23 protein-coding genes and 1 tRNA gene are annotated in these 23,267 nt (G+C 50.0%); 12 read left to right on the top strand and 12 right to left on the bottom strand.

All coding sequences use genetic code 11. The features are described 5' to 3' along the window. Positions 1–61 precede the first annotated feature (61 nt). From FD07_RS05295 to FD07_RS05280, 4 genes are all read left to right on the top strand, one after another. A tRNA-Thr gene (locus tag FD07_RS05295) sits at positions 62–134 on the top strand. Positions 135–385: 251 nt separating this feature from the next. Further along, positions 386–1,285 (top strand): C39 family peptidase, encoded by a 900-nt coding sequence (locus tag FD07_RS05290; RefSeq protein WP_020089208.1) that lies wholly within the window; start codon positions 386–388, stop codon positions 1,283–1,285. Positions 1,286–1,296: 11 nt separating this feature from the next. Further along, positions 1,297–2,154 (top strand): C39 family peptidase, encoded by an 858-nt coding sequence (locus FD07_RS05285; RefSeq protein ID WP_020089207.1) that lies wholly within the window; start codon positions 1,297–1,299, stop codon positions 2,152–2,154. A 226-nt stretch (positions 2,155–2,380) separates the two neighbouring features. Further along, positions 2,381–6,001 (top strand): beta strand repeat-containing protein, encoded by a 3,621-nt coding sequence (locus FD07_RS05280; protein ID WP_057161931.1) that lies wholly within the window; start codon positions 2,381–2,383, stop codon positions 5,999–6,001. A 594-nt stretch (positions 6,002–6,595) separates the two neighbouring features. Here the strand turns inward: FD07_RS05280 and FD07_RS05275 are convergent. The 4 genes from FD07_RS05275 to FD07_RS05260 all read right to left on the bottom strand — a co-directional run bounded on the left by FD07_RS05275 (position 6,596) and on the right by FD07_RS05260 (position 9,260). Beyond that, positions 6,596–7,126: an NUDIX hydrolase gene (locus tag FD07_RS05275; RefSeq protein ID WP_020089205.1), complete on the bottom strand. Its 531-nt coding sequence runs from the start codon at positions 7,124–7,126 to the stop codon at positions 6,596–6,598. Between the two features lie 100 nt (positions 7,127–7,226). Then, positions 7,227–7,865 (bottom strand): DUF421 domain-containing protein, encoded by a 639-nt coding sequence (locus tag FD07_RS05270; RefSeq protein WP_020089204.1) that lies wholly within the window; start codon positions 7,863–7,865, stop codon positions 7,227–7,229. A gap of 3 nt (positions 7,866–7,868) precedes the next feature. Continuing rightward, a complete protein-coding gene (locus tag FD07_RS05265) occupies positions 7,869–8,315 on the bottom strand; it encodes a DUF3290 domain-containing protein (RefSeq protein WP_020089203.1) in 447 nt (148 codons plus the stop codon). Between the two features lie 51 nt (positions 8,316–8,366). Further along, positions 8,367–9,260 (bottom strand): helix-turn-helix domain-containing protein, encoded by an 894-nt coding sequence (locus FD07_RS05260; RefSeq protein WP_020089202.1) that lies wholly within the window; start codon positions 9,258–9,260, stop codon positions 8,367–8,369. 112 nt (positions 9,261–9,372) lie between these two features. On the opposite strand from FD07_RS05260, the gene FD07_RS05255 reads away from it, so the two are divergent. From FD07_RS05255 to FD07_RS05240, 5 genes are all read left to right on the top strand, one after another. After that, entirely contained in the window at positions 9,373–10,479 is a 1,107-nt protein-coding gene (locus tag FD07_RS05255; RefSeq protein WP_020089201.1) for an MFS transporter, read from the top strand. 163 nt (positions 10,480–10,642) lie between these two features. Then, entirely contained in the window at positions 10,643–11,977 is a 1,335-nt protein-coding gene (locus tag FD07_RS05250; RefSeq protein WP_020089200.1) for a dihydrolipoyl dehydrogenase family protein, read from the top strand. Between the two features lie 45 nt (positions 11,978–12,022). Further along, positions 12,023–12,166 carry a hypothetical protein gene (locus FD07_RS12325; protein WP_155823053.1) on the top strand — a complete coding sequence of 48 codons (144 nt, stop codon included), beginning with the start codon at positions 12,023–12,025 and terminating at the stop codon, positions 12,164–12,166. 426 nt (positions 12,167–12,592) lie between these two features. Next, positions 12,593–13,426 carry a hypothetical protein gene (locus FD07_RS05245; protein WP_020089198.1) on the top strand — a complete coding sequence of 278 codons (834 nt, stop codon included), beginning with the start codon at positions 12,593–12,595 and terminating at the stop codon, positions 13,424–13,426. 14 nt (positions 13,427–13,440) lie between these two features. Further along, positions 13,441–13,650: a hypothetical protein gene (locus tag FD07_RS05240; RefSeq protein ID WP_020089197.1), complete on the top strand. Its 210-nt coding sequence runs from the start codon at positions 13,441–13,443 to the stop codon at positions 13,648–13,650. A 263-nt stretch (positions 13,651–13,913) separates the two neighbouring features. On the opposite strand, the gene FD07_RS05235 is transcribed toward FD07_RS05240, so the two are convergent. Then, positions 13,914–14,189, bottom strand: a complete 276-nt coding sequence (locus FD07_RS05235; protein ID WP_020089196.1) for a hypothetical protein — start codon at positions 14,187–14,189, stop codon at positions 13,914–13,916. Positions 14,190–14,356: 167 nt separating this feature from the next. Continuing rightward, complete coding sequence (locus FD07_RS05230; RefSeq protein ID WP_020089195.1) at positions 14,357–14,635, bottom strand: hypothetical protein; 279 nt, start codon at positions 14,633–14,635, stop codon at positions 14,357–14,359. Positions 14,636–14,744: 109 nt separating this feature from the next. On the opposite strand from FD07_RS05230, the gene FD07_RS05225 reads away from it, so the two are divergent. Then, positions 14,745–15,284 carry a GNAT family N-acetyltransferase gene (locus tag FD07_RS05225; RefSeq protein WP_020089194.1) on the top strand — a complete coding sequence of 180 codons (540 nt, stop codon included), beginning with the start codon at positions 14,745–14,747 and terminating at the stop codon, positions 15,282–15,284. Position 15,285: 1 nt separating this feature from the next. Here FD07_RS05225 and FD07_RS05220 read toward each other — a convergent pair whose 3' ends face one another. Both FD07_RS05220 and FD07_RS05215 read right to left on the bottom strand, forming a co-directional pair. Continuing rightward, positions 15,286–15,795: a DUF3278 domain-containing protein gene (locus FD07_RS05220; protein WP_020089193.1), complete on the bottom strand. Its 510-nt coding sequence runs from the start codon at positions 15,793–15,795 to the stop codon at positions 15,286–15,288. A 166-nt stretch (positions 15,796–15,961) separates the two neighbouring features. After that, positions 15,962–16,954 carry a serine hydrolase gene (locus FD07_RS05215; protein WP_020089192.1) on the bottom strand — a complete coding sequence of 331 codons (993 nt, stop codon included), beginning with the start codon at positions 16,952–16,954 and terminating at the stop codon, positions 15,962–15,964. Positions 16,955–17,259: 305 nt separating this feature from the next. Here FD07_RS05215 and FD07_RS05210 point away from each other — a divergent pair, with 305 nt between their 5' ends. Together FD07_RS05210 and FD07_RS05205 are read left to right on the top strand one after the other, a co-directional pair. Next, positions 17,260–18,444 (top strand): cation:proton antiporter, encoded by a 1,185-nt coding sequence (locus FD07_RS05210; RefSeq protein WP_020089191.1) that lies wholly within the window; start codon positions 17,260–17,262, stop codon positions 18,442–18,444. A gap of 138 nt (positions 18,445–18,582) precedes the next feature. Next, on the top strand, positions 18,583–19,041 hold the full coding sequence (locus FD07_RS05205; protein ID WP_020089190.1) for a hypothetical protein: 459 nt from the start codon (positions 18,583–18,585) through the stop codon (positions 19,039–19,041). A 97-nt stretch (positions 19,042–19,138) separates the two neighbouring features. On the opposite strand, the gene FD07_RS05200 is transcribed toward FD07_RS05205, so the two are convergent. From FD07_RS05200 to helD, 4 genes are all read right to left on the bottom strand, one after another. After that, positions 19,139–19,540 (bottom strand): type II toxin-antitoxin system HicB family antitoxin, encoded by a 402-nt coding sequence (locus FD07_RS05200; protein ID WP_020089189.1) that lies wholly within the window; start codon positions 19,538–19,540, stop codon positions 19,139–19,141. A gap of 41 nt (positions 19,541–19,581) precedes the next feature. Next, positions 19,582–19,773 carry a type II toxin-antitoxin system HicA family toxin gene (locus tag FD07_RS05195; protein ID WP_020089188.1) on the bottom strand — a complete coding sequence of 64 codons (192 nt, stop codon included), beginning with the start codon at positions 19,771–19,773 and terminating at the stop codon, positions 19,582–19,584. A 70-nt stretch (positions 19,774–19,843) separates the two neighbouring features. After that, positions 19,844–20,440 (bottom strand): SdpI family protein, encoded by a 597-nt coding sequence (locus tag FD07_RS05190; RefSeq protein WP_020089187.1) that lies wholly within the window; start codon positions 20,438–20,440, stop codon positions 19,844–19,846. A 216-nt stretch (positions 20,441–20,656) separates the two neighbouring features. Next, positions 20,657–22,963 (bottom strand): RNA polymerase recycling motor HelD, encoded by a 2,307-nt coding sequence (gene helD, locus FD07_RS05185; protein ID WP_020089186.1) that lies wholly within the window; start codon positions 22,961–22,963, stop codon positions 20,657–20,659. Between the last annotated feature and the right edge of the window lie 304 nt (positions 22,964–23,267).

Genomic DNA, 23,267 nt, shown 5'->3' with positions numbered 1-23,267 from the left:
AACCCTGTGAGGGTTCTTTTTTTATTGCCATTATTTCCAATATCAACGATAATGGTAGTATGCCGCTTTAGCTCAGTAGGTAGAGCGTTTCCATGGTAAGGAAGAGGTCGTTGGTTCAAATCCAATAAGCGGCTTACCACAATGTGAGGTCCCCGTAGCATACAATCTGCTACGGGGACCTTTTGGTTTCAAAGGAAAGTGGAGGAGACCTTGTCTTCTGCCGCTAGCCCGCTGTATACTGGTTTTGTGTCAGGTGTGAGATCCTGATGGATGCGAATTTTAAGCAAATCGTTCATAACATCGTCACCAGTTAATCGATTGTTGTGGTAGGCTATTGCTACGGTAATTGAAACTGATAGTGACCACATAGAAAGAAGTTTAGTAAATGATCAAGAAAGTTTTGGTAACACTCTTAACGGGAGTTGCCATTGGAAGCTTTGGATTAGTAACGGCTCAGGCGGCCACCCAGCACGTTGTCTCCCAAAAGAATGTAACGACCTTTGGCAAAGTTACTGGAAATACCAGAGGGAAAACCTATGCCTTTAAGACGACGGATGGACAGTTGACGATGACCGCCAACCACAAGCTAGCAAGTTTTCCCAAAACGGCATGGGCCATTAGTAAATCTGCGCTGATTCAGAAGGCTAACGGTAAGCAGTATCGGTATTACTACGTCACTTCTATCAGTAAGGGCAAGAAATCTTATTCTGGTTGGGTGTGGCATAAATATTTGAAGACGCCCAGCGCAGTTAACCTGAACGCACCCTATATCAGTCAGAATGCCGTTAAAGCCTGGATGGGCTGTGAATCGGCTAGTTTACTGGAAGGCTTACACTACAAGGGCGCGCTGAAGTCCACTGGGCTGGTAGCGTTCATGAAGCGCCTTCCGCGGAGTAAGAATAATAATCCGAACAATGGATTTGCTGGGAGTCCTTACAAGGTCACTTCTGGCGTCTTTCAGTCGATATTCCCCAAGCCATTGGCGAAGTGGGGCAACCAGTACGAACCCGTTAAGAACATGAGTGGCGCTAGTCTGAGTAAGTTACGATCACAATTACGGTTACATAATCCAGTCGTGGTCTACGTGACACTTCACTTTGCGAAGGCACAGTACGGGCACTACTTCTGGGGGACTGGCATCAATAATAGTCATGTCATGTTACTGGATGGTTATAAGAAGGGCTACTATCACGTTGCGGACCCGAACCAAGGAAAATATTGGGTATCGGCAAGTAAGTTGGCTCGTAGTTATAATTACAAACATTTCGCAGTTGCCGTTCAATAGGGGGAAATAGCATGAAAAAAGGAATTAAATTATTAAGTATTGTCGCGTTTGTGGGGCTGCTGTTAGTAGGAGTCCAGTCTGCTAGTGCCAGTACCACCACGTATTCGGTGAAGTCTGGGCGTCAGTACAATTCACGTGTGATTAAGTCAAAAGGGTGGCGTTTGTGGAACAAGCCTTATGTAAAAGGGGCTAAGAGTGTTCGTAAGGCGGGTAATTTGGCTGGGAAACTCATGCAAGTCAATCAAGTCGCTAAGAAGGGCCAGACGGCGTACTTTCAATTAAGCCGGCGTGGATATAACTATGGTTGGATCAATGCGACTGCTGTCAAACTTCCGACTTCTTATGTGTTACCTTACACATATACGAGTCAACTGTCCCCCACGTATGCGCCGAACGCTTGTGAAGCTGCTAGTCTGAAGATGGCGCTCTCCGTTAAAGGGATTGCGACCAAGACCAGTCTCAAGACCATCATTAATCGGATGCCCAAGGCTAAGACGCCAAACAAGGGCTTCGTCGGCAATCCTTACACGGAGAGTCGGCCAGGTGAGACGCGGACCATCTATCCAGCTCCGCTCACCAAATATGCCAAGACATATGATCAGTTGGCCACAAATATCACAGGCGCTTCTAAGGTCCAACTCATTCGTGAAGTGAAGCGGGGCAATGCCGTCGTCTTCGCTGGGGCTTGGCGGATGCAGCAGCAACGGCCGTACCACGTTCTGACACTAGTCGGGTACAAGCACGGTAAGTTTCTTGTTGCTGACCCATACATGAAGAAAGGCTGGCCCAACAAGGTTTACTGGACATCGACCAGAAACTTCATGACGGTTTACCACTCTCGGCATTCACGTGCAATTACTATCCGTTAAGCAATTCGCGGGAGCGTTTGTCAGCCGGAATCATTTCGATATAAATGTTTTTATTTTATAAACGCTGTTAAATCAACGTTTTTCGTGAAAGGAATCACTGTCAGTTGGCAGGGGTTCCTTTTTTGATTGCCAAAAACGGTTTTTGTTTCTTTCTGACGGTTAACTTGATAGTATATTGATTATCGGCAGAGAGAACAGAAGGCAAAGAAAATCTGGAGGAGAAAAGATGACGCAAAACGTAAGAACGAGCCTCTGGCTCACCGCGGCCGCCGCACTGGTAGGGACAGGGATGTTTGCAGATCAACCAGTTACGGCAAAGGCCAACACATTACGGACGGAACAAGCGCCAGCTAAAGCGGTAGACAATGTGACGAAGAATACAAGTGAAACAGCAACCGTCACTACCCCGACCACGGCCAATACGATGACACAAACTAGTGAAAATAATAACAGCTCAAACGAGGCCAGTTCAGCTACAACCATTAGTGAAAATGATAACAGTCAAGACGTGACAACTGCAGTAAGTGAATCTACTACGAATACGGAAAGCGTTTCGGATGGTGCCACAACCAACGATGGCGCTAATGGTTACGAGACTCCAACGACGGATACTGATACGTCTGGAAGTTACGGCGATGGAAATGTGGAAACCCCTACCGGTAATGAGGGTGGGGATACTGATCAGACGGGTGTCACGGACGGCGCTGACGCAACGGATACTGATACTGGCTTGGGAGCGCCAGATACAGGAGATACCGATGGGAACGCCGGTGACTTAGATACGGATGGCACAGGTGACACCAGTTCGGATGGATCGTCAGACTCTTCTGATAATGAAAGCTCAGAAGGTAACAGTGGCAATACCAACGACTCGGATACGACTGAGACGGATACTAATGATTCTGATACGACCACTGGTAATGCCAGCGATTCTGATTCGGAAGGCTCAGAAGAAAACGCGGGCGATTCGAATACAGACACGTCGGATACTGAAACTGGCAACACGGACTCTGATGGTGATACTGATTCGGAAGATAATGAGGGTGGCGATACGACCACTGATGAATCAGACGGTGATGCAAATGGAACTGATGAGAATACCGACGACACGGACGAGAATGACTCGGACGGAAATACTGGCGACTCAGATTCAGAGGGTTCAGAAGAGAGTACTGGCGACTCTAATTCTGAAGGCTCAGAAGGCAATACAGGAGATTCCGATTCCGAAGGCTCCGATAGTAATACCGGTGACTCAGACACTGAAGGTTCAGAAGGCAATACTAGCGACTCTGACTCCGAAGGCTCCGATAGTAATACCGGTGACTCGGATTCCGAAGGCTCAGAAGGTAACACCGGCGATTCAGATTCCGGGGATTCAGACGGCAATACTGGTGACTCCGATTCGGAGAACTTAGACGGTAACACTGGCGATTCCGACTCTGAAGGTTCCGACGGCAACACCGATGACTCTGACTCCGAGGGTTCAGAAGGAAATACTGGTGACTCCGACTCAGAAGATTCAGACGGAAATACTAGCGATTCTGACTCCGAGGGTTCGGACGGTAACACCGGTGACTCCGATTCCGAAGGTTCCGATGGCAATACTAGTGACTCCGATTCTGAAGGTTCCGATGGCAATACTGGTGACTCAGATTCAGAGGGTTCAGATGGCAATACCGGCGACTCAGATTCAGAGGGTTCAGAAGAGAGTACTGGCGACTCTAATTCTGAAGGCTCAGAAGGCAATACAGGAGATTCCGATTCCGAAGGCTCCGATAGTAATACCGGTGACTCAGACACTGAAGGTTCAGAAGGCAATACTAGCGACTCTGACTCCGAAGGCTCCGATAGTAATACCGGTGACTCGGATTCCGAAGGCTCAGAAGGTAACACCGGCGATTCAGATTCCGGGGATTCAGACGGCAATACTGGTGACTCCGATTCGGAGAACTTAGACGGTAACACTGGCGATTCCGACTCTGAAGGTTCCGACGGCAACACCGATGACTCTGACTCCGAGGGTTCAGAAGGAAATACTGGTGACTCCGACTCAGAAGATTCAGACGGAAATACTAGCGATTCTGACTCCGAGGGTTCGGACGGTAACACCGGTGACTCCGATTCCGAAGGTTCCGATGGCAATACTAGTGACTCCGATTCTGAAGGTTCCGATGGCAATACTGGTGACTCAGATTCAGAGGGTTCAGATGGCAATACCGGCGACTCAGATTCAGAGGGTTCAGATGGCAATACCGGCAACTCCGATTCTGAAGGCTCCGACGGCAACACCAGTGACTCCGATTCTGAAGGTTCAGAAGGAAATACTGGTGACTCCGAAGATTCAGACGGAAATACTAGCGATTCTGATTCCGAGGGTTCCGACGGTAACACCGGTGACTCCGATTCCGAAGGTTCAGATGGCAATACTAGCGACTCCGATTCTGAAGGTTCCGACGGCAATACTGGTGACTCAGATTCCGAGGGTTCAGATGGCAATACCGGCGACTCAGATTCCGAGGGTTCCGACGGCAATACCAGTGACTCCGATTCTGAAGGCTCCGATAGTAACACCGGCGATTCTGACTCGGAAGGCTCAGATGGTAATACTGGCGACTCAGACTCCGAAGGTTCAGACGGTAACGATGGTGACCTAAATGATTCCGGTTCAGAAGGATCGGACGGCAACACGAGTGATTCAGACTCAGAGGGCTCAGACGGTAACACGAGTGATTCAGACTCCGAGGGTTCGGACGGTAACACCGGTGACTCAGACTCCGAGGGTTCAGAAGGCAACACTAGCGACTCCGATTCTGAAGGTTCCGACGGCAATACTGGTGACTCAGATTCGGAAGGCTCCGACGGTAATACTAGTGACTCAGACTCCGAGGATTCAGATGGCAATACTGGTGACTCCGATTCGGAGGGCTCAAACGGCAACACCAGTGATTCCGATTCCGAAGGTTCCGACGGCAATACCAGCGACTCAGACTCGGAAGGTTCCGACGGCAACGATGGTGACCTAAATGATTCCGGTTCAGAAGGATCGGACGGTAACACGAGCGATTCAGACTCCGAGGGCTCCGACGGTAACACCGGCGATTCAGACTCCGAGGGCTCGGATGGTAACACCGGCGATTCAGACTCCGAGGGTTCAGAAGGCAATACCAGTGACTCGGATTTGGAAGGTTCAGACGGTAACACGGGTGACTCCGACTCAGAAGGATCGGACGGCAACACGAGCGATTCCGATTCCGAAGGTTCCGACGGCAACGCGGGCGACTCCGACTCAGAAGGATCGGACGGTAACATGAGTGACTCAGGCTCTGAAGGTTCAGATGGCAACACTGGTAACTCCGACTCAGAAGGTTCTGACAATAACGCTGGTGCAGGGGATGTCAATGGCAACGAGAATGATCCTGGCAGTGATAGTGAAGCCGGGTCCGATAGCGACACTGATGCAGCTAGTGATGCTGACAGCGATGCTCAGACAGACCAAACGACCAGTGATTCAGGCGATGCGGACACGAATCTCACGGATAACTCGACCGGAACAACCAATGAAAATGGTTCTGGCAACCCGACGACCGACTTCACGGATGCTGGCGCTGCGGATGGGATTGCAGCGAGCCACACCACTGATATCGATAACGACACTTTTGCTGGGGGCAGTTACGACGGATTTGAAGATCCGCTGCTACGTACGAGCCAGGACGTGGCCACTGAAGACACCAGCAATGGTGACCTCCCGCAGACCAACGAAGGCCAGTCCAAACTAGCTTGGTTGGGCGCACTGATGGGAACCTTCATTCTCGGTGCATGGCGTCTATTCCGGAAGCGTAAGGATTAAAGCGTAACAAATTAAAAAAATGACTAGGGCAACAACCAGAAAATCTGATTGACTGTTGTGACGCAATGATGAAGCAGTCAAGTCAGCAAGATAAATCATCACAAGTGACTACAGTGATGAATCTAAAGGAACCGCGGTAAACCAACCGTGGTTCCCTTTTTGCTTGTGGGCCACAGTTCGTTGTAGAATAGGCGATCCAGTGCAGATTTAACCGGTAAACGTTCCAAATCTGACGTGCTAAATCAGAAACTATTTCTTTTTTCAGGAAGACCTGGTATGCTGGTAATCGTTGACATTAGTGACATGTTATTGTCCGGCCATGGAGTAGGGTCGTTACAATACTGGCAAGGGGGAGGCGTGTCTGTGATGGTTCAAGTGAGCACTCATGGAATATCACGTTTAGCCGGTATAAGCGAATAGGCGGTTGGCTACTGGGGAGTGGCCAACCGCATTTATAAAGAGGGAACCACGGCACAATGACCGTGGTTCCCTTTCTTGTCAGCTTACGGACGTGGTATTGAATTAAAAAATATGGTCAAAAAAAGGTCGAATCGCTCGGATGCGTTCGACCTCAAGTATTGTACGTGAAACGTGCTAGTCTTGATGAGCGTCCACTAATTGTAAATGATCCCAAGCCCGATCCAACTCTGCTGTATAGGGATCGAAGCCAATTTGGTGAAGGTGGGCGTGAGCCGCTGGTTGGTCAAAGAACGCCACCCGTTGTAGCTCATCGTGTTGGACGATGAAGTCAGTCGCGGCGTGGTCTGTCTGAAACGCAAACCATGCACTGATCCAGTGAGAATGGGGCGCTAATAGGTAGTTATCGGCCGCTTTCACGGGGATGTCCCATCCGATTTCTTCCGCTATTTCGCGGTGCATCGCCGTGGCAATCGTTTCGCCAGCCTGCACGGACCCGCCAACCGAGGAATCCCAGTAGCTGGGAAAGTACAGCTTATTGGGAGACCGTTGTTGCAGAAGGACTTGGCCGCCCGCATTGAAGATAAAAGCATTAACGACCAGATGGTATTCGCCAGGTGCCAACGTCTCTTCGCGTCGGCGAGTGCCAATGCATTGAAGCTGTCGGTTGTAGATTTGCCATTCTTCCAGTAATCGATCTGCGGCCATACGGGTTCCCTCCTCATGCTTATTACATTTAGCGTACCACTTTTAGAGTAAATAAATAACCGGGTAATTGATATTGCTCACAACGCTTCTGTCGGAGGACCTAGGCTTCATCGTACCGTGTAATCTCGAACTGGTGGTTCTCATACTTGGCCATGTAAACATCACGAATGTTTTGGACGCCGTGCTGCTGCAGTTGGGCCAGTAACCAAGTCTCGTCGTGATTCATCAGTTCCAACACGTCCTGATCAATCTGACCGTCAACAATAATTGGGTAGCGAATCGAGCCGTCACCTTGGCGTAGGACGGTCAGACTACCGTTTTGTTCCACGATGGCCCGTTTAACCTCGTCGATTTGATAGACGCCGGCCGTCCGTAATTTAAAATCAATTTCTTTGGCGGAGAGGTTGGCCTTCAGGCAGTTGTGCACCAATAGTTTACCGTCACGAATCACCGTGATGGGACCGCCGTCAATAAATTTACCGATCACCCTGATATGAATTTTCAAATAACGCGTGACCAGAATGAGCAACGACCAGATCAATAGTACCAGTACGAATTGCAGGAGAGTAACGGCGGAGTTATAGATGACCCCACCAACGATCCCCCCTAAGACGTAGTTCTGGACCTGATCAATTGCCGAGGTGGGGGCTAGATTACCCTTACCGGAAAAGTTGATCAATACCGTCATAAATAGGAAACCAACAACTAATTTAATAAATACATCCGAATATACAAACATGGCCTACTCCTTTACCAGTGTGATCTCAGGATTCTCCAACGTAATCTTTTCCAGCACAAACGCCGAACCATCCGAGTTGTAGTCCAGACGGTAGTAACCCTTGGGTGATTTCACCAGTAGGTCGCTGCCGGTCGTGGTGGCGTTGATACTGAGCTTACCCGGCTTGACTTTGAGCTGCTTGGCCACCTGCTGGACGGTCGCGGTGATCTGGCCGGTTTGTTTGGTTGCTGACTGGAGCGAGACCAGACTATTGATTTGCAGGCCAAGGACTAGTAATAATAACGTTGCGGTGATAATACTAAGATCTTTATATTTGACGTTCCACTGGTTGCGTAGGTAATGCACGAATAGGCCAATAAACACGATCAACAGGGCAATTAGCAGGCCAATCCGCGCGTATTGCCACGTACTGTGGTGGGTCGTGAGATAGCTATACGTATAGAATGTCATTGTGTTCCCCCTCTAACCATTACTAGAGATTATTTTAGCACAGGCGCAAGGTTAACGGTGGTCGCTAATGTTGCGGCGTCGATACTGTTGCGCCCGACCCTCCCAGGCGTGTAATAGGGCGTGAATCCCCAGGTGGAAGCGGGGCGTCGGCATCTGGCGGAGCGCGTTTCCCAAGGATTGTGCCCGAGCGGTCTCGCCGAAATAACTTTCCCAGAGCCACAGCGATAATTGCTGATTGAGGATGCCATCACTGGTCAAGTGTTCCGTGTGGCCGGCCAATAATTGTAGTTTGAAGGCTTTGGCTGCAGGGTAGGCCTTCTCGCTCAGCAATTGTTGCAACGCGACTAGGTCGAAAGATGCCCGTGAATCCATGACGCGAAAAGGATCGGCCGCCGCTGAGACGTAGCGGTCACAGGTCAAGTGATACTTGCGAATTGTCGCGGCGAGTGGTGTTTGTTTCAGACTCGTCAAGACAATCAGAATGGAACCAAAGTCAATCTCCTGGAGCGTCCAGGTCTTGGTCAGTGCAATCTGTTGCCACAACGTTTCCATCGCCGGGGTGATCGCCATGGTGCGGTGGTCAAAGGCCATTATCAATGTATTGGCGACGACCGCGATTCGCTGTTCTGCCGGGTTTTCGCTGTGAGCGTATTTTGCTGCAAGATGGCTAATCTGGGGGAAGTTTTGCTGGTCGTAGGCCAACATGACCTGGCTGCGGGCCAGCTCGGTCGCGGTCGGTTGATAGTCGTTTTGAATGAAACGAAATTCATTGGCACTAACGCCCAACCGGTCCAGAATTGCAAAGAGCTTTTCAGCGGCAATGTCGTGTTGGCCGCTCTCTAGGCGACTCGCAAAGGAGCGGGAAACGATGGCTCCATAGACTTCCTTTTGAGTAAAGCCCTTGGCTTGGCGAATCTGTTTTAAGGTTGAGCCGATGGTGGACATGGGAGGCACTCCTTTCAGCAACGTGGCATATTTGCTACATATTATAGGATTAATTGGCGGGAATTGCGACTACAATAATGAGCAACAATGCAAACGGAAGGGATGATTGCAGATGGCTGACTCCGTTCAAATCAGCAACCGACAGTCGACGATTCAAATCGTCAAGGCGGCAAGTAGCGATATTATTAGTACGCTGGGTGGGGATACCTTTAGTTTTGCGATGGGATTGATGTTACTTCACCGGACGCATTCAGCCATTAGCTTTGGCCTCGGGTCCATCATCTACCCGCTGATTGGCCTTCTGCTGGTCATGCCGGTGGGAAATCTCGTGGATCGCCGGCGCCACAAACCCCTGATCCTACTGAGTAAAGCAACGGTCATCGTAGCCTTGGTGCTGTACGCCGTATTGACGGCCAATATCAACGATCCCATGCTACTCGCAATTCTGCTGCTGATCGTCATCGCCTGCTGTGACAAGGTGACCAACACAACGTTTACCGCGGCGGTCCATGAGCTGGTCAATGACAAACACGTTAAGACACTCGCAACCATCGAGCAGGCGGCTACGGCTGGCGGCGAGTGGGAACAATTTAAGATTGGCCTGGTCTACATCAAGAATCGGCTCACACTCCGATCGGTTGTTGTGCTAGGGGTCGGGCTGAACTTTCTACTGAGCTCGATAGATGTCGGCTTACCCTACGCCATCGTGCAGGAGCGGCATCTGGGAAATGCTAACTTAAGTCTGGTCATGAGTGGCTTTGCCGGGGGCGTTCTGGTGGGGAACCTCATTCTCTCCGTATTACCATCGTTTAAGAAAGTACTCCTCGCGGTTCTCCGGCTATGCGTGCTGACTGGGGTGGGTATTACCCTGTTGGGCATTATCTTTCTTAGTGCGTTCACTGGTCGTAATCTGGTGGTTGGGCTGATTGTCTGGTCGGTCGCCGTTGGCCTGATCCTCGCCTTTATCAATACGCCGATGTCGGTCTACATGCAGATGACGGTGCCTACCAAGTTGCTTGGTCGGGTGGGGTCAACGTTTAGCACGCTGATGACGCTGGCCTTGCCCGCGGGCACCATCGTCTATGGAGCCTTCTTCCAGAACTTTCCAGCCGGACCGGTTTACCTGATTACGGGGCTGCTGGTCATCTGCTATACGGGCTACCAGCTCATCAGGACACTACGTCGTGAAAAGGTAAATGGGCAAATTGGTCAGGAATAAACCATTTCCGTGCTAGAATTAACCATATAGTTGGGTAAAGTCAGAGTACCTTGAGCTGATCTGCGTTTGCCCGATGGATAGTGGCCGATTGATAGAATTGCCTTGGCTGGTGTGATACTAGCCAGTTCCTATCAGGTTTTCCAAGAAGGGAAGGTTCATACAGATGCAAGAGTTCGATATCGTTGTGATTGGTGGCGGCCCCGGTGGATTAGCCGCAGTGTATGGGTTACACGCACGGGGAATGAGCGTTGCTGTCGTTGAGAAGGATCTCTGGGGAGGGACGTGTCCTAACCGGGGATGTGATCCCAAGAAAATTTTGATGGCCGCGGTTGAGGCTCAGGGCCGTGCAGAAGCTCTGCAAGGCCACGGACTAGCCAGTGTGCCGCAGATTGATTGGCCGGCCCTGATGGCGGCTAAACGTGCTTATACGACTAAGATTCCAGCGGGGACCCACGGCGGCCTAGAAGCGGCCAAGATTGCGACGTTCCATGGCGCAGCCAGCTTTAATGCTGACGGCACGTTGACAGTCGGTGACGACCAGCTCAACGCGGCTAACTGGATCGTAGCGACCGGTCAGGAGCCACGAATTCCCGCCATTGACGGGGCCGAGTGGTTGAATACTAGTAATGAATTCTTAGACTTAGATAACTTGCCAGCTGATATTATTTTGATGGGTGCGGGTTACGTGGGTGTCGAGCTCGCGTCGATTGCGAACGCTGCTGGTAGTCGTGTTCACCTGGTCCATCACAGCGACCGGCCACTGCGCGCCTTTGACGGTGACTTAGTTAACGATCTGTTGGATCGGCTCAAGGCGGAGGGCGTTGACGTGCAACTGAACACGACGATCACGACCGTTGCCCCTGCCGACGACCAGTTCAAGGTCACCACGGCTGTGGGAGATAGCTGGACGACGGGGATGGTCTTCGCCACCGCTGGCCGTAAGCCAGTCGTGGACGACCTGCACCTGGACCGCGTCAACGTGGCCACAACGGCCCATGGTATCACGGTCAATGGCAATCTACAGACCACCAATCCACATATCTTTGCGTTGGGTGACGTGGTCGACCGGCCACAGCCCAAGCTGACGCCGGTTGCTGGCTTTGAAGGCCGCTACTTAACGCAGACGCTGACAACCTGTGATTCACCGGACATCGTGTATCCGACGATTCCTTCAGTGGTCTATGGCAAAGCGCAATTGGCCCAATTGGGGGTGACGACCACTGAGGCGGCACAGGCACCAGATAAGTACCAGGTCAATGATCTTGATTTGACTCACTGGTACAGTTACCAGCGGATTCAGGACCCTCACGCGAGAATCAAAGTGGTCGTGGATCGGATGAGCCAACACATTGTGGGGGCGGCGGTTCTGAGCAGTGAGGCTGAGCAGGTTATCAACTACCTGGACTTCGTGATCGAGAATCATATGGGTAGCGCGGAGATTGGCCAGACGATTACGGCTTATCCAACGCTGGCTTCGGATTTAACTTACTTCAATTAACGAATTTGGCAGCGCTGCTTCAATTAATTACGGATACCGGCCCACATGAGTTATGGATGGCTACTGTTGTTAGTCGGGAGCTACGTCATTGTGGCCGCCGTCTTTTACTTCTGGAGTTCATACGCTAAGGTTAAATGGCAGAATACGATCAGTGCCAGTGTGCGATTGAGTCTGCTACGGACGTATTAACGAGCTCTAAGTTGGCGGGGGATAAAACGGAGAGTCGGGATGATTGGACAACACCTGATGACACTGGATGAGGGCTGAGCAACGATTACGCATCGATACAATCCGACGCTATTTGCCTTCGCAGATGTGGTGATTGTCCTGGCAAACGGTCGTGTGACGACTAGGGGACGAGCAACTGATCCGGTAGTCATGCGGGAGTTGAATCATTTACAAGTGATGAGCGTGTAAAAAAATTGCTGTCCTTTTTGGGACGGCAATTTTTAGATTCTGAAATTTAGAGATAGCTTTAAATGCCAGTGGCCTATAGCAATCTTGCCGCATTTGCGCGACAATGAAGATGTAATCGACAGCAATTTGTTTCGGGGATGAATCGGTAGCAATTACATAGATCGGACGTAGATTTTTAAGTAAAGGGGAGATTTTACAATGAAAATGAGCACAAAGTTAGGCCTCATCATAGTTACCTTGATGATGGGTGTAGTTGGACTGGGAACGCAGGCCAGTGCCAAGTCGGCAACCGTGAGGATTGGCAAGAACCAGGTTCCTCGCGATTATCTCTACACGAGTACGTTCTACCGGTCAACTAAGGCCGTGACGGTCAAGATGACGGCCAACCATACCGATGGCACCTTTGCATCGAAGACCGTCAAGATTCCCAAGAATACGGTCGTTTCTGGCCAGAAGTATCATATCACTAGTAAGAAACAGGCACTGTCGATCAATCACGATAACGAGTTAAGCTATCACGTTTTGAAGACGGCCTTCACGCAGCACCCGAGCTACGTGCCCAGTGTCCGGGATCTCACGGTTAGTCCGGCAGCCTTCAAGAAGGTTAAGCGGCCGGTCTATTTGCCAACCTGGAGTCACGGCGATCTCTACCTTGGGAGCAAGTCGGCGATTGATAAGCTGACCAGCAAACGGAGGGTTCAAGTCACCTCGGACGGCTATCTCGAAATTCATAAGTACGTGGCAACCACTGGAACGATGACCCCGAAGCCGTTGCAATCGGCCAAGATTAATCGAACTCGGGTGAAAGGGGCCACACGCTACCTGTACTTTGGTCGTAAAATTAAGGGATTAACACTGAAGCACGTGGCCAAGCGTGGCCAGACCCAGTATCGGCTGGCTATGAAGAATTTACACCAGCCCCAACATCGGGCGGGCTTTTCGGATGATGATATGCCGGGGGTCTATTACAGCTTGTACAAGTTAGGCAGTCAGACCTACTTCACGCCAATCGCGGATGACACGGCTTACTAGGAGTTAGAGAAAATTTGGAGGAGAACAAAATAAATAAAATAGTATCGCTTGAGTATTCTAGTGGGGCCAAAGGGTTGGATGCTGGGATTTATACCTACGAAGTCGATGGGAAAAACATCCTTAAAATAGATTTTCCAGATAGTAATGGCTTTATGGCTATCCATGAGAAAGATGATAAAACGGTTTACATCAAGGCGGAGTACATGAAGTTTACGACTGAATAGGGTTTAGCCTATAGAAAATAATTAGCAGCGATGTATCGCTTGAATTGGCGATGCGTTGCTGCTTTTTGTGTGAAAATGAGGATCGCTGGAAACGCCGTCACAACAATCTTTATAGCGGATTTGGTGTTGTTTGCAACTTTACATTGCTATTCACCTCGGAGTCCCGTATAGTTAGGAAAATTCCTGGTAGCGAGTTGAAAAGCTGTCAGCAAAAAGCGGCCTTCCCATAACGCTGTCGGGAAAGGTCGTTGGATAAAAATAGCTTATAGAACCATGGTCAAAAGGAAAATACTTAAGCCTGCCTGGAGTACAAAGATTGAGATAGCCTCCATCTCGCGGTAGAGTTGTGCGAAGATGATGCCACTCAGTGTAAGTAACGCTGAGAGGACGAAGATGACGGCAACGGCTGTCCAAATGGTGAACAGAATGTGGTCAGGCACCCGTACGATGGCACAAACTCCGGCTGCTAAAAAAACATAAAAATCCAAGAAGGCAACTTTGAATAGAATGTTCAAGGTTGGATGTAATAATTTACTCATTTTTCCCGACTTCTTTCCGACTAGAATAGTGAAAAAAACTAATGGAACCTAAACTCCGATAATTAGATTATCATTAGAAAATGTATCTATAGATTTAGTTATATCCTTTTTTTAGAGCTAGTCAATAGCAGTATTGCGACGACTGGACTCGAAAATCAGTAATGTCTTTACGTCATACCGAATCCGATAGTCAGAAGCGTTATCAGTGAAATAATGTAATAGGTGAGTACGAATTTCTTAGCAACTGACTGTGATCGTAGTTTCTTGTAGAGTTTTGTAGCTAGACCGAATACGATAACGATGCTGATACTCCAAAGTAATGCAAACAAAAAGCGGGGTGCGTCGGAGAGTGCGAGCCAATCAGCGATGAGTTTACTGGTGACTGTTCCGGCATCTAGTAATAACGTGAGACTGATCAAGCGAAGGAATTTTGTTTTGAGTGTCATGATAAATGCTCCCCTTTCGGCGGAATGGATGATTATAGCTAGTCACAGTCCTATAATGTGATTGGCAATTATTCTTTGGTATACTGAGAAAAATTTGGAGGTGGGTAATATGATGGTAACCTTAGCACCGCTAACTGCAGCGGAGGCACCGGCTTTTTGGCAGTTAGCCTTTAGTGATCCACAGGCCGAATGGCTTAAGTGGAATGGTCCTTATTTTCACGACAAGGTGCCCAGTCGGGAAAAGTTTCTGACCGAGATTGCGCCGCAGAAATTTATCGGGAATTCTGCTCGGCAAATCATCAGAGTCGATGGTTGCATGGTCGGGATTGTTTCGTACGACTACGAGGACGGGGCACTTCGGCGGTGGCTCGACTTGGGAATCGTCTTGTATCGACCGGAAGACTGGCATCGTGGCATTGGCAAACAGGCGCTGACACTGTGGATTGATTGGCTGTGGGACCACGTTGATTTACCCCATATCGGACTCACAACGTGGTCGGGCAACGTTCGTATGTGTCGGCTAGCCGAAAGTCTGGGTCTGCAACAGGAGGCTCGTGTGCGGCAGGTGCGTTATTGGCAGGATCAGTACTGGGATTCGGTGAAGTATGGTTGTCTGCGTGACGAATGGCGACAGCAAAACGACAATTAAGTTAAGGCTTGTGGCGACGACGGCTTTCAGTGATTAGAGTGGAAATGCCGATGAAAATGGCCAACACCATGGTAACCAAGAAAGTCTTTAGATTTTCAACGGATTTGACGAATGATGTCCCGGAAAGTTGATCGTTAAAGACCATGAGAATCCAGAAGAGGGCGGCATTCTGGAAGGCTTGTTGGCAGGCAAAACGAATCTGGGCCGCCTGTGTTGTCGGTGCTTCGGGTTGCGCCTTCAGACCTAGCAGCGTCAGCGACTCCTTGAAGTACAGCCCCCCAATGATGAACGTAACGAGGACATCGCTAATAATGACGAACTGGAATAGCTGGGTGCGGGAGATCCAAGAGGATAATCCGGTGAAGACCAGACTAGAAATTAAGATGTAAAAATACAGATAGGTAAAGGCGTTAGCACCGACCTGATTGGCCTCTTGGGACTGGTTTGGTGCGAGGCTCCCCTGTATGTGGAACAGGTGCTTGACCCAACGAATATAGTGGCTGTCTTTCATGATGATTCCCTCCTGACCAGTGCCGGTTCACAGTGTGGTATTTTGATAAACTGATGGTAGGACCGGCGCGGGACGTGGTCAATTTAGAGGCACAATAGGAAAGGTTAGGTAACCAACACCAAAGAAAATGACCACCGACTAAATTAGTCAGTGATCATTATGAGATTTATTTACTGATCCCCTTAACAATCGCAGGGTCGTAGACGAGTTTCTGAACGTGAGTAGCAATCTTAGCCATTCGAGGGAAACCACTAAAGCCGGCCTGTTCGTGGCCGTGGGTCATGATGACCAGAATGTAGCGTTCGCCGTTGGGCAGGGTGACGATGGCGGCATCGTTATTGGTGTCGGCCAGGAAGCCTACCTTGTCGGCAACGACCGTCCCCTTTTTCGCAGCCGCGGCTCCGGCGGGAATCCCCGTACGGTAGACCTGTTGTTTCATCAACGACAGGAGCTTCTGTTGATCCTTAGCGTGACTGAACGGTCCACTCTGCGTGGCAAGGTCCTTCAGTACGAGGGTTAGGCTATAAGCGGTCGTGGTGGCAACTTGACCACTGACGAAGGTTGGCGAGTAGTAGTGCCGGCTGGCGAGATAATCGTCTAGTGCGACGGGACCGTAAGTATCAATCACGTCTTCAGAGAAGTCATTGGCACTGTTGACGATCATCCGCTGAAAGCCATCTTCTTCGGCTGGCGTCCAGGTGTATAGTCCGGCCGCATGTTGATGAAAGAGGTAGGCCGCAATGTACAACTTGTAAGTGCTAGCCGAGATTTCCGGCGTGTGGGCGTTGGCTGAAGTTGCGAGGGCCCCAGACTTGTAGAACTTGGTGGCCGTTGCCGACTTCGCTGCGGCGCTACCAGCGGCCGGTCCTAAATTGTAGAAGCTCACGCTGGCGGTGCCATCGGCCGTCACGGATTTTAAGTAGTGATGGAGTTGGTGCTTCACGTGACGTTGTTTCTGGGCAATCTGATGCGCATTGGCTGGCTGATTAGCCGCCGCTGCGGGTTGATTTGTGCGGTTGCGGTGGGCCTGCACCGTAATCAGACTGGCAAAGACAATCAAGAAGATGCCGAGGCCAGCTAAGATTCTGCGGTTGCGGAGGTAGGGCAGCAACCAGCTAATATGTATTTTGTGGCGGGGTGGCCGGAAAGCGTGTTTCATAACGAGCATCTCACTTCGATTCTGGATTTTTACAGATTTATCACAGACGTTGGTTAGGTCAAACAGTTTATCTGAGCAAATCAATTGTAATTGAAAGCGTAATCAAAGTTTACCACTAATTGTTAGGTGAAAGTACCAAAATCGGTTGAATTAATTAACGGTGACGACAACCTGATGGGGTAATTGAATTTTTCAATCCGTCATTAATGATCTTGTGCCAGAATTTGACGGCAGTTTGCTCTTTTGTGGGCTGAAAAAGTGGCGTATGATAGAAACTAATTAATTTTTAAGAAGGAGGGACGGGGATGGCTTTTCTCGGAACACTGTGTTTGATTCTGGTATTAACCACGTTGGCGGGAAACTTTGCCAACCGTTTGGGTGTGCCCGCCGTGATTGGTGAGCTGGTCATTGGAATCTTGATCGGACCGGCCATGCTCGATTGGGTGCAGCTTAATAGCCTGGTGAACTTGTTTGCCGATATTGGGGTGGTTATTCTGATGTTTCTGGGTGGCTTGGAAAGTAATTTGGAGCTGCTGATGAAGTATCTACGACCGGCCATTGTGGTGGCGACGCTGGGCGTTGTCTTCCCAATCACGGTAATGGGTTTGGCTTCCTGGTGGTGGGGCTTCAATGCGCTGGAAGCCCTCTTCATCGGGGTAATCTTCTCCGCCACTTCAGTCTCGATTTCTGTGGCTGTGCTGAAAGAGTACCACGCGTTGTCTACGCGTGAGGGCGCGACCATCCTGGGGGCGGCTGTGGCCGACGATATCATGGGGGTGGTTCTACTGTCCCTGATGATCAGTCTACTGGCTAGTCAAGGCATCAAGGCAGCGGGTAGTCAGCCCAACCTGGCCGTAGTTCTGATTGAGCAGATTGCCTTCTTTGGTGGGACGTACATATTGGTTAAATGGGTCGCACCGTACCTGATGCACCTGAGTGAACGATTAGTTATGGCTTCCAGTGTGACCATTATGTCGATGGTCATCTGTTTGGGAATGGCTTGGTTGGCCGATATCGTTGGGTTGAGTGGGGCCATTGGGGCCTTCTTTGCCGGCATCGCCGTGGCACACACGCCGTACCGGGCCGTCTTGGCCGATCACGTGGAGCCACTGGGGAATGCCATCTTTATCCCGGTTTTCTTCGTCAGTGTGGGGTTGAATATGACCCTCGACCACATGGCAGAGAATATGGGGATTATCGTGGGGCTGACCGTCTTAGCCTGTCTGACCAAGCTGGTTGGTTGTGGCCTCGGTGCGCGGCTGTGCGGGTTCTCCTGGACCAGTAGTAGCGTAATTGGAACCGGGATGATTGCGCGCGGCGAGATGGGGCTGATCACCGCTCAGATTGGGCATCAAGCTGGTCTGCTGGGGGATGCCAACTACTCCGCCATGATTCTGGTGATTGTGTTGGCCACGATTATCGCGCCACTATTGTTGAAGCAGGCGTTAAAGCACATGCCCAAAACAACCGCGGCATCAGCAGTCGAATGAGTAAATCGTCCGATCGTTGATTAGTCCGCGTTGCGGGCCATTGCGGGGTTAAAACGAATTGTCTTGCTTTACCGGTAGGCAACGCGTATTGTCAAAGAGAAGTAATCCCGGTGGTTATTCGGAGGAGGAATTTACACCATGGTTAAACCTTATTTTTTAATTGGTCTTGCGGCCGTGTCGCTAGGTTTAGCGGCAACCGACCTGACCTCGGCCCAAGCGGCAACGTGGCACGCGGGGACGCCTAAAGTCTTGCGCCACACCTGGTTCCATAACGGCAAGGGTGACAATAAAGCCTACATCACGTACAGTAAGACCAAGAGCACGGGGAATCTCTTTGGTCTAGATGAAGGTAGCGAACACTATTATCGCTTACCAGGGTATGGGCTGAAGAAGCTGAAATATCGGTCATTGGGGCATCACGTCTATCAGCTATCGGGCATTCAATATTCGCCCAAGGGCGGTAAAGTTCAGTTCGATGGGCAGCGGATGACCTACAAGTTGAAGGTCCAAAAGAGTCAATTACACTTCTACAAGGGCTATCACAACTATGGCCGCCATACGACGTTTCCCACGATGAAGGCGCCAGCAATTTTTTAAAATTAAACACAAAGATCCCGTTGTTACAAATAACCTAAGCTATTTGCGACGACGGGATTTTTTTAGTTAGACACGATGCTGAATCATGGTAGTAACTCTAAGCCTTTTCTAACTCATGTTTGAGAGCATTTGTAAGTACAGCACTGAAATTGATGCCGCGTGCGCTGGCCTCGCGAGCTAAGTCTGCTGGAATAGTCGTGTTTTTCTTTACTAGGGGTTTTGAAACCATCTTACCAGCTTTGACCAAATCAACGGCGACTAATTGAACCTGGTCTCGCGGATAATCTTCTTGAATCTTTTTAAGTGGCGAAGCGACAGGGCGGGTTTCCTCGTCATAAAGCATCAGGCCCAGAACCTCCTCAGCGTTGACCATTGCCATGCCAAGGGTATCAGCTTGACTAATGGCGCTAGGAATATCCGGAAAAATTACTGTGAAGGTATTGGTTTCTGTATCTTTGATGAATACAGCTGGATAAACAACAATTTGAGTCTTAGCCATTATTTTCACCTCATTGATTTTTGAATGCTGCGGAGGCAGAATTATTTCCAGCCAGCTTGTCTTTTTATGAAGCGATAAGTAGTTGGGCTAATAGTATCTTTGAGTCGAGTATAGGGAACGGACACCTTGTGGCCTTGATTATCTTCAAACCTATGATGATCACCCTTGATTCGAGTCTCTACGAATCCTTCGTTACTAAGTCGATCAAGAACTTCTTTAGCAGTGATTTTCAAATCAGTGCCTCCTAGATATTAGCATGATACGCCTTAGTACGTATAAAAACAAGCGTATCGCTTTCAAAAACTATGGTTGTGACAAATGGTAGGCGTATCCAACTGTGGCAGCGGTAAGGATGATTACACCGATCATCAGGGACATCAGGAACCAGGCAGCTTGGAAGGCCCCAATCAGGAGACTGACTACGCCAACAACAAAGAGCAGGCGGGCGCCTAACAGGTTTGTCTTGTCCCAGATTTCCGTGGAGTTACGCGTCCAAGGTAGCCGAACACCGTAAACCCCGTTTGGCCGCATGTAGGGCATGGGGATACCCAGCAAGGAAAAGAAGATGCCCAGCCCGGCTTGTGAGGAAGACAGGTTAGCCGTATCCAAGGCGCGCGGCAGGATGAGTAGGATCAGACTATACACGGTCAAAACGACATTGAAATTTAACAAAATTTCAGTTAGTACTTTGGGAGTCACGTATTTCTTCAGTTTCACCGGGAGATAGAGCATCACGGCATAGGCGACGGTGAAAATCAACAACGTTCGTAGCGTGCGCAAGGGCTGGATGGGTCCCAGCTTGACGGCAAGTACCTGAACAATCCAGCAGAACAGCAGAATCACGGCGTTGCTAATCTTAAAGACGCCGAGTTTAGTTTGACAGTACTTTGGTAATAGCATCGCGGTCACTCCAAGTCAGAATTTTCTTTGTGTGAGGCCCACAATAGTCGGTTGGGCTGGCGGGAACAATCAAAACGACTGACCTTGTTAACTGAAGCGGCTGAACTAAGCGATTGGGTGGACGGATGGGACATCAAAAAAACGACCTTAACCGGCAACTGCTAGTCAAAGTCGTTTGAGTTCTGATTAAGTTAGACTTCCGAAAGTTATAGGCTGTTAGTTTTGAAATTCATGTTCAATCGTCAAATCAGCCTGTGGAATCTTTCCCGAGGCAATCAACGGTGACACTGCACCGATACTCAATAACGTCAGGTGATGCATGGCCCGTGACGCAATCGTGTAGAGCGTCCCCGTCATTTGTTCATCAGGGTAATTTTCCGCCGAGACGTTGTAGGCGATGACACTGTCGAATTCCAAGCCCTTAGCCAAGTAAATTGGCAGAACGACGACGCCCTTAGGTAAGGAACGGTCCGTGTCGGTCAGTCGTGTCAGGTCGAACTGGCCATGCAGTTCCTGATAGACGCGTTTGGCCTCAGTCGTACTCTTGGTGAGGATGGCGACGGTACCGTTGGTGGCAAGCTCCGTCGAGACTTCGTTAGCCAATGCCTTGAAAGCAGCGTCCTCATCGTAGCGAATGACGACCTTGGGCAAATCACCTGGCCGGTTGAAAGCCTCGATCTGGTCGCCATCCGGTAACAGCGCCTTGGCAAAGGTCGTGATGGGGTAGGTCGAGCGGTAGGAACGCCGCAACGTGATCAACCGTGACCGTTTGACGTTCAGAGCAGAATCTAACTTTTTCAGGATGGATTCTGGGGATTCTACCGCCTTGAACAACGCCTGTTCACTGTCGCCCAGCAGGGTCAGCTTGGCTCGAGGAAACGCGTGTTGCAGGTAAATCAGTTGGGCCATCGAATAATCCTGCATCTCATCGACGAACAGGTGCTGCATCCGGTGGTTCGCCCCGCCACCGATCAAGAGGTCGCGCAGGTAGAGCAGGGGGGCGGCATCGGTCAGCGCCAATCGGTGGAATTCAATGTCGTGTTGGTAGGCATCGACCACCGTCTGCCATTCGTCAGCGGACACGTTGTCTGGTAACGGACAGTGCTTCAGGAAGGCCGTGTATTGACTGTAAGCGTCTAAAAAGTAGCCATTATAAATGGCGTCGTCAACCGATCGCAGGCGTTTGCGCACAATTTGCCGGGCAATGAAGTCAATCTCGTCATCGAGTTGTTCGAATTCACCGAGATGGTTGGCACCCAACCAATTGTGATAATCTTCATCGTTGAGCTGGTCGATCTCGTCACGCACCCAGTCGGCCTTGGCCTCATCGGCAATGCGGTGTTTCAACCGTTTTTCCAGGGCATTCTTGGTCCGCAGAAAGCGGTCGGCTGGTGCGGTGGCGTCTGGGAACTGTTCGTAGATATCGCGAATTTCTTCCTTACTGAAGAACACGCGACCGTCGAAACGAATGTCGGTAAACTTCAGCTCATCGGCTGGGCAGGTATGACAGTAATCCTTGACCGCAGTCATCAATGCGGCACTCTCACGGAAGTCGCGCAGCCGGTGATTGACTGGGACTTGTTGATCAGCTTCGTAACGTTCGAACTGTGTCTGGACTTTTAATCCTTGGAAGCGTTGTGTGAGAAATTCAGCGAGGGTGACCTGGCGCATGTTGCGTTCCCCTAGGCTAGGGAGGACATCGCTGATATAGTGGCTGAACAGTCGGTTGGGCGAGAAGAGAACGATTTGGTCGGCCTCTAGGTCGCGGCGGCTGTGATACAGCAGAAAGGCGATCCGTTGTAGAATTGCGGAAGTTTTGCCGGAGCCGGCCACGCCTTGTACGACGAGCAGGTCGCTCTTAGTGTCGCGAATGATGTCGTTTTGTTCCCGTTGAATAGTGGCCACAATGTTTTGCATGGTGGCATCGTTCTGCTCACCCAGCGCATGTTGCAGCATTTCATCACCCACGGTTTCGTTGGTGTCGAACATATTTTCAATCTGGCCATCTTTGATTAGAAATTGCCGCTTCTTCAGGAGGTCGGTCTGCTGATTGCCAGCGGGTGTGTTGTAAGCGACCTGACCGAGGACCCCATTATAGTAGATACTGGAGATTGGCGCCCGCCAGTCGTAGACCAGAAAGTTCTGATCGTCATCGACAAAAGAGGCCGTACCAATGTAGAGGGATTCCGGTGTCGTTTCACCCGGATCCTGGATGTCAATCCGGCCAAAGTAAGGTGACCGTTGGAGTTCTTTAAAGGTATCGAGTTGATCTTGAATGATGTTTTGATTTTCAGTTAGCCGGGAAACCAATGCCCGTTGCTGTTGCAGTTCGGCACTGGTTTCGATTCGGTCATCGACTTCGAACCAGTTAACTGAGGTGTTTTCGCTGTAGTTTTTCAACACGTTGCGCAATTCTTTATGCGCGGCGGTATAGTCGGACGTGGTCTTATCGATCCGCTCACCGATCTGAGCAGCGACGTGGTCAACACGCTGTTGTTCCTGTGCTTCTTCGCTGGTGGTCAAAATGACCGCCTCCTTTGGATAGGCTAAATTGCTTAACAAGTTTAGTCATTTTAGGGGTCCCTGTCAATCAAAGCGATTGGGGATGCTGGGATTTCTGGATTCCCGGCAGTCCTCATGGCAGGTGGAATCCCTAGCAGCCGCAGACGACATTTTTCCTTTAATGTGTAGCAAACAAACCAGCAGTTATGATAAAAATCTTTGTATTGACAAGACGGTTTACTTTCCCAGTGAAAACCTCTAAAATAAGTACATGAAAGTCGTGATATAGAGTAGGCCAAGTCCAGAGAGAAACCGCCCGTGCTGA

The organism is Levilactobacillus parabrevis ATCC 53295, from assembly GCF_001434055.1.
In the GTDB taxonomy this organism is placed as follows: Bacteria; Bacillota; Bacilli; order Lactobacillales; family Lactobacillaceae; genus Levilactobacillus; species Levilactobacillus parabrevis.
The sequence above is the reverse complement of the archived record's forward strand: the minus strand, read 5'-3'. Positions and strand labels throughout refer to the sequence as shown.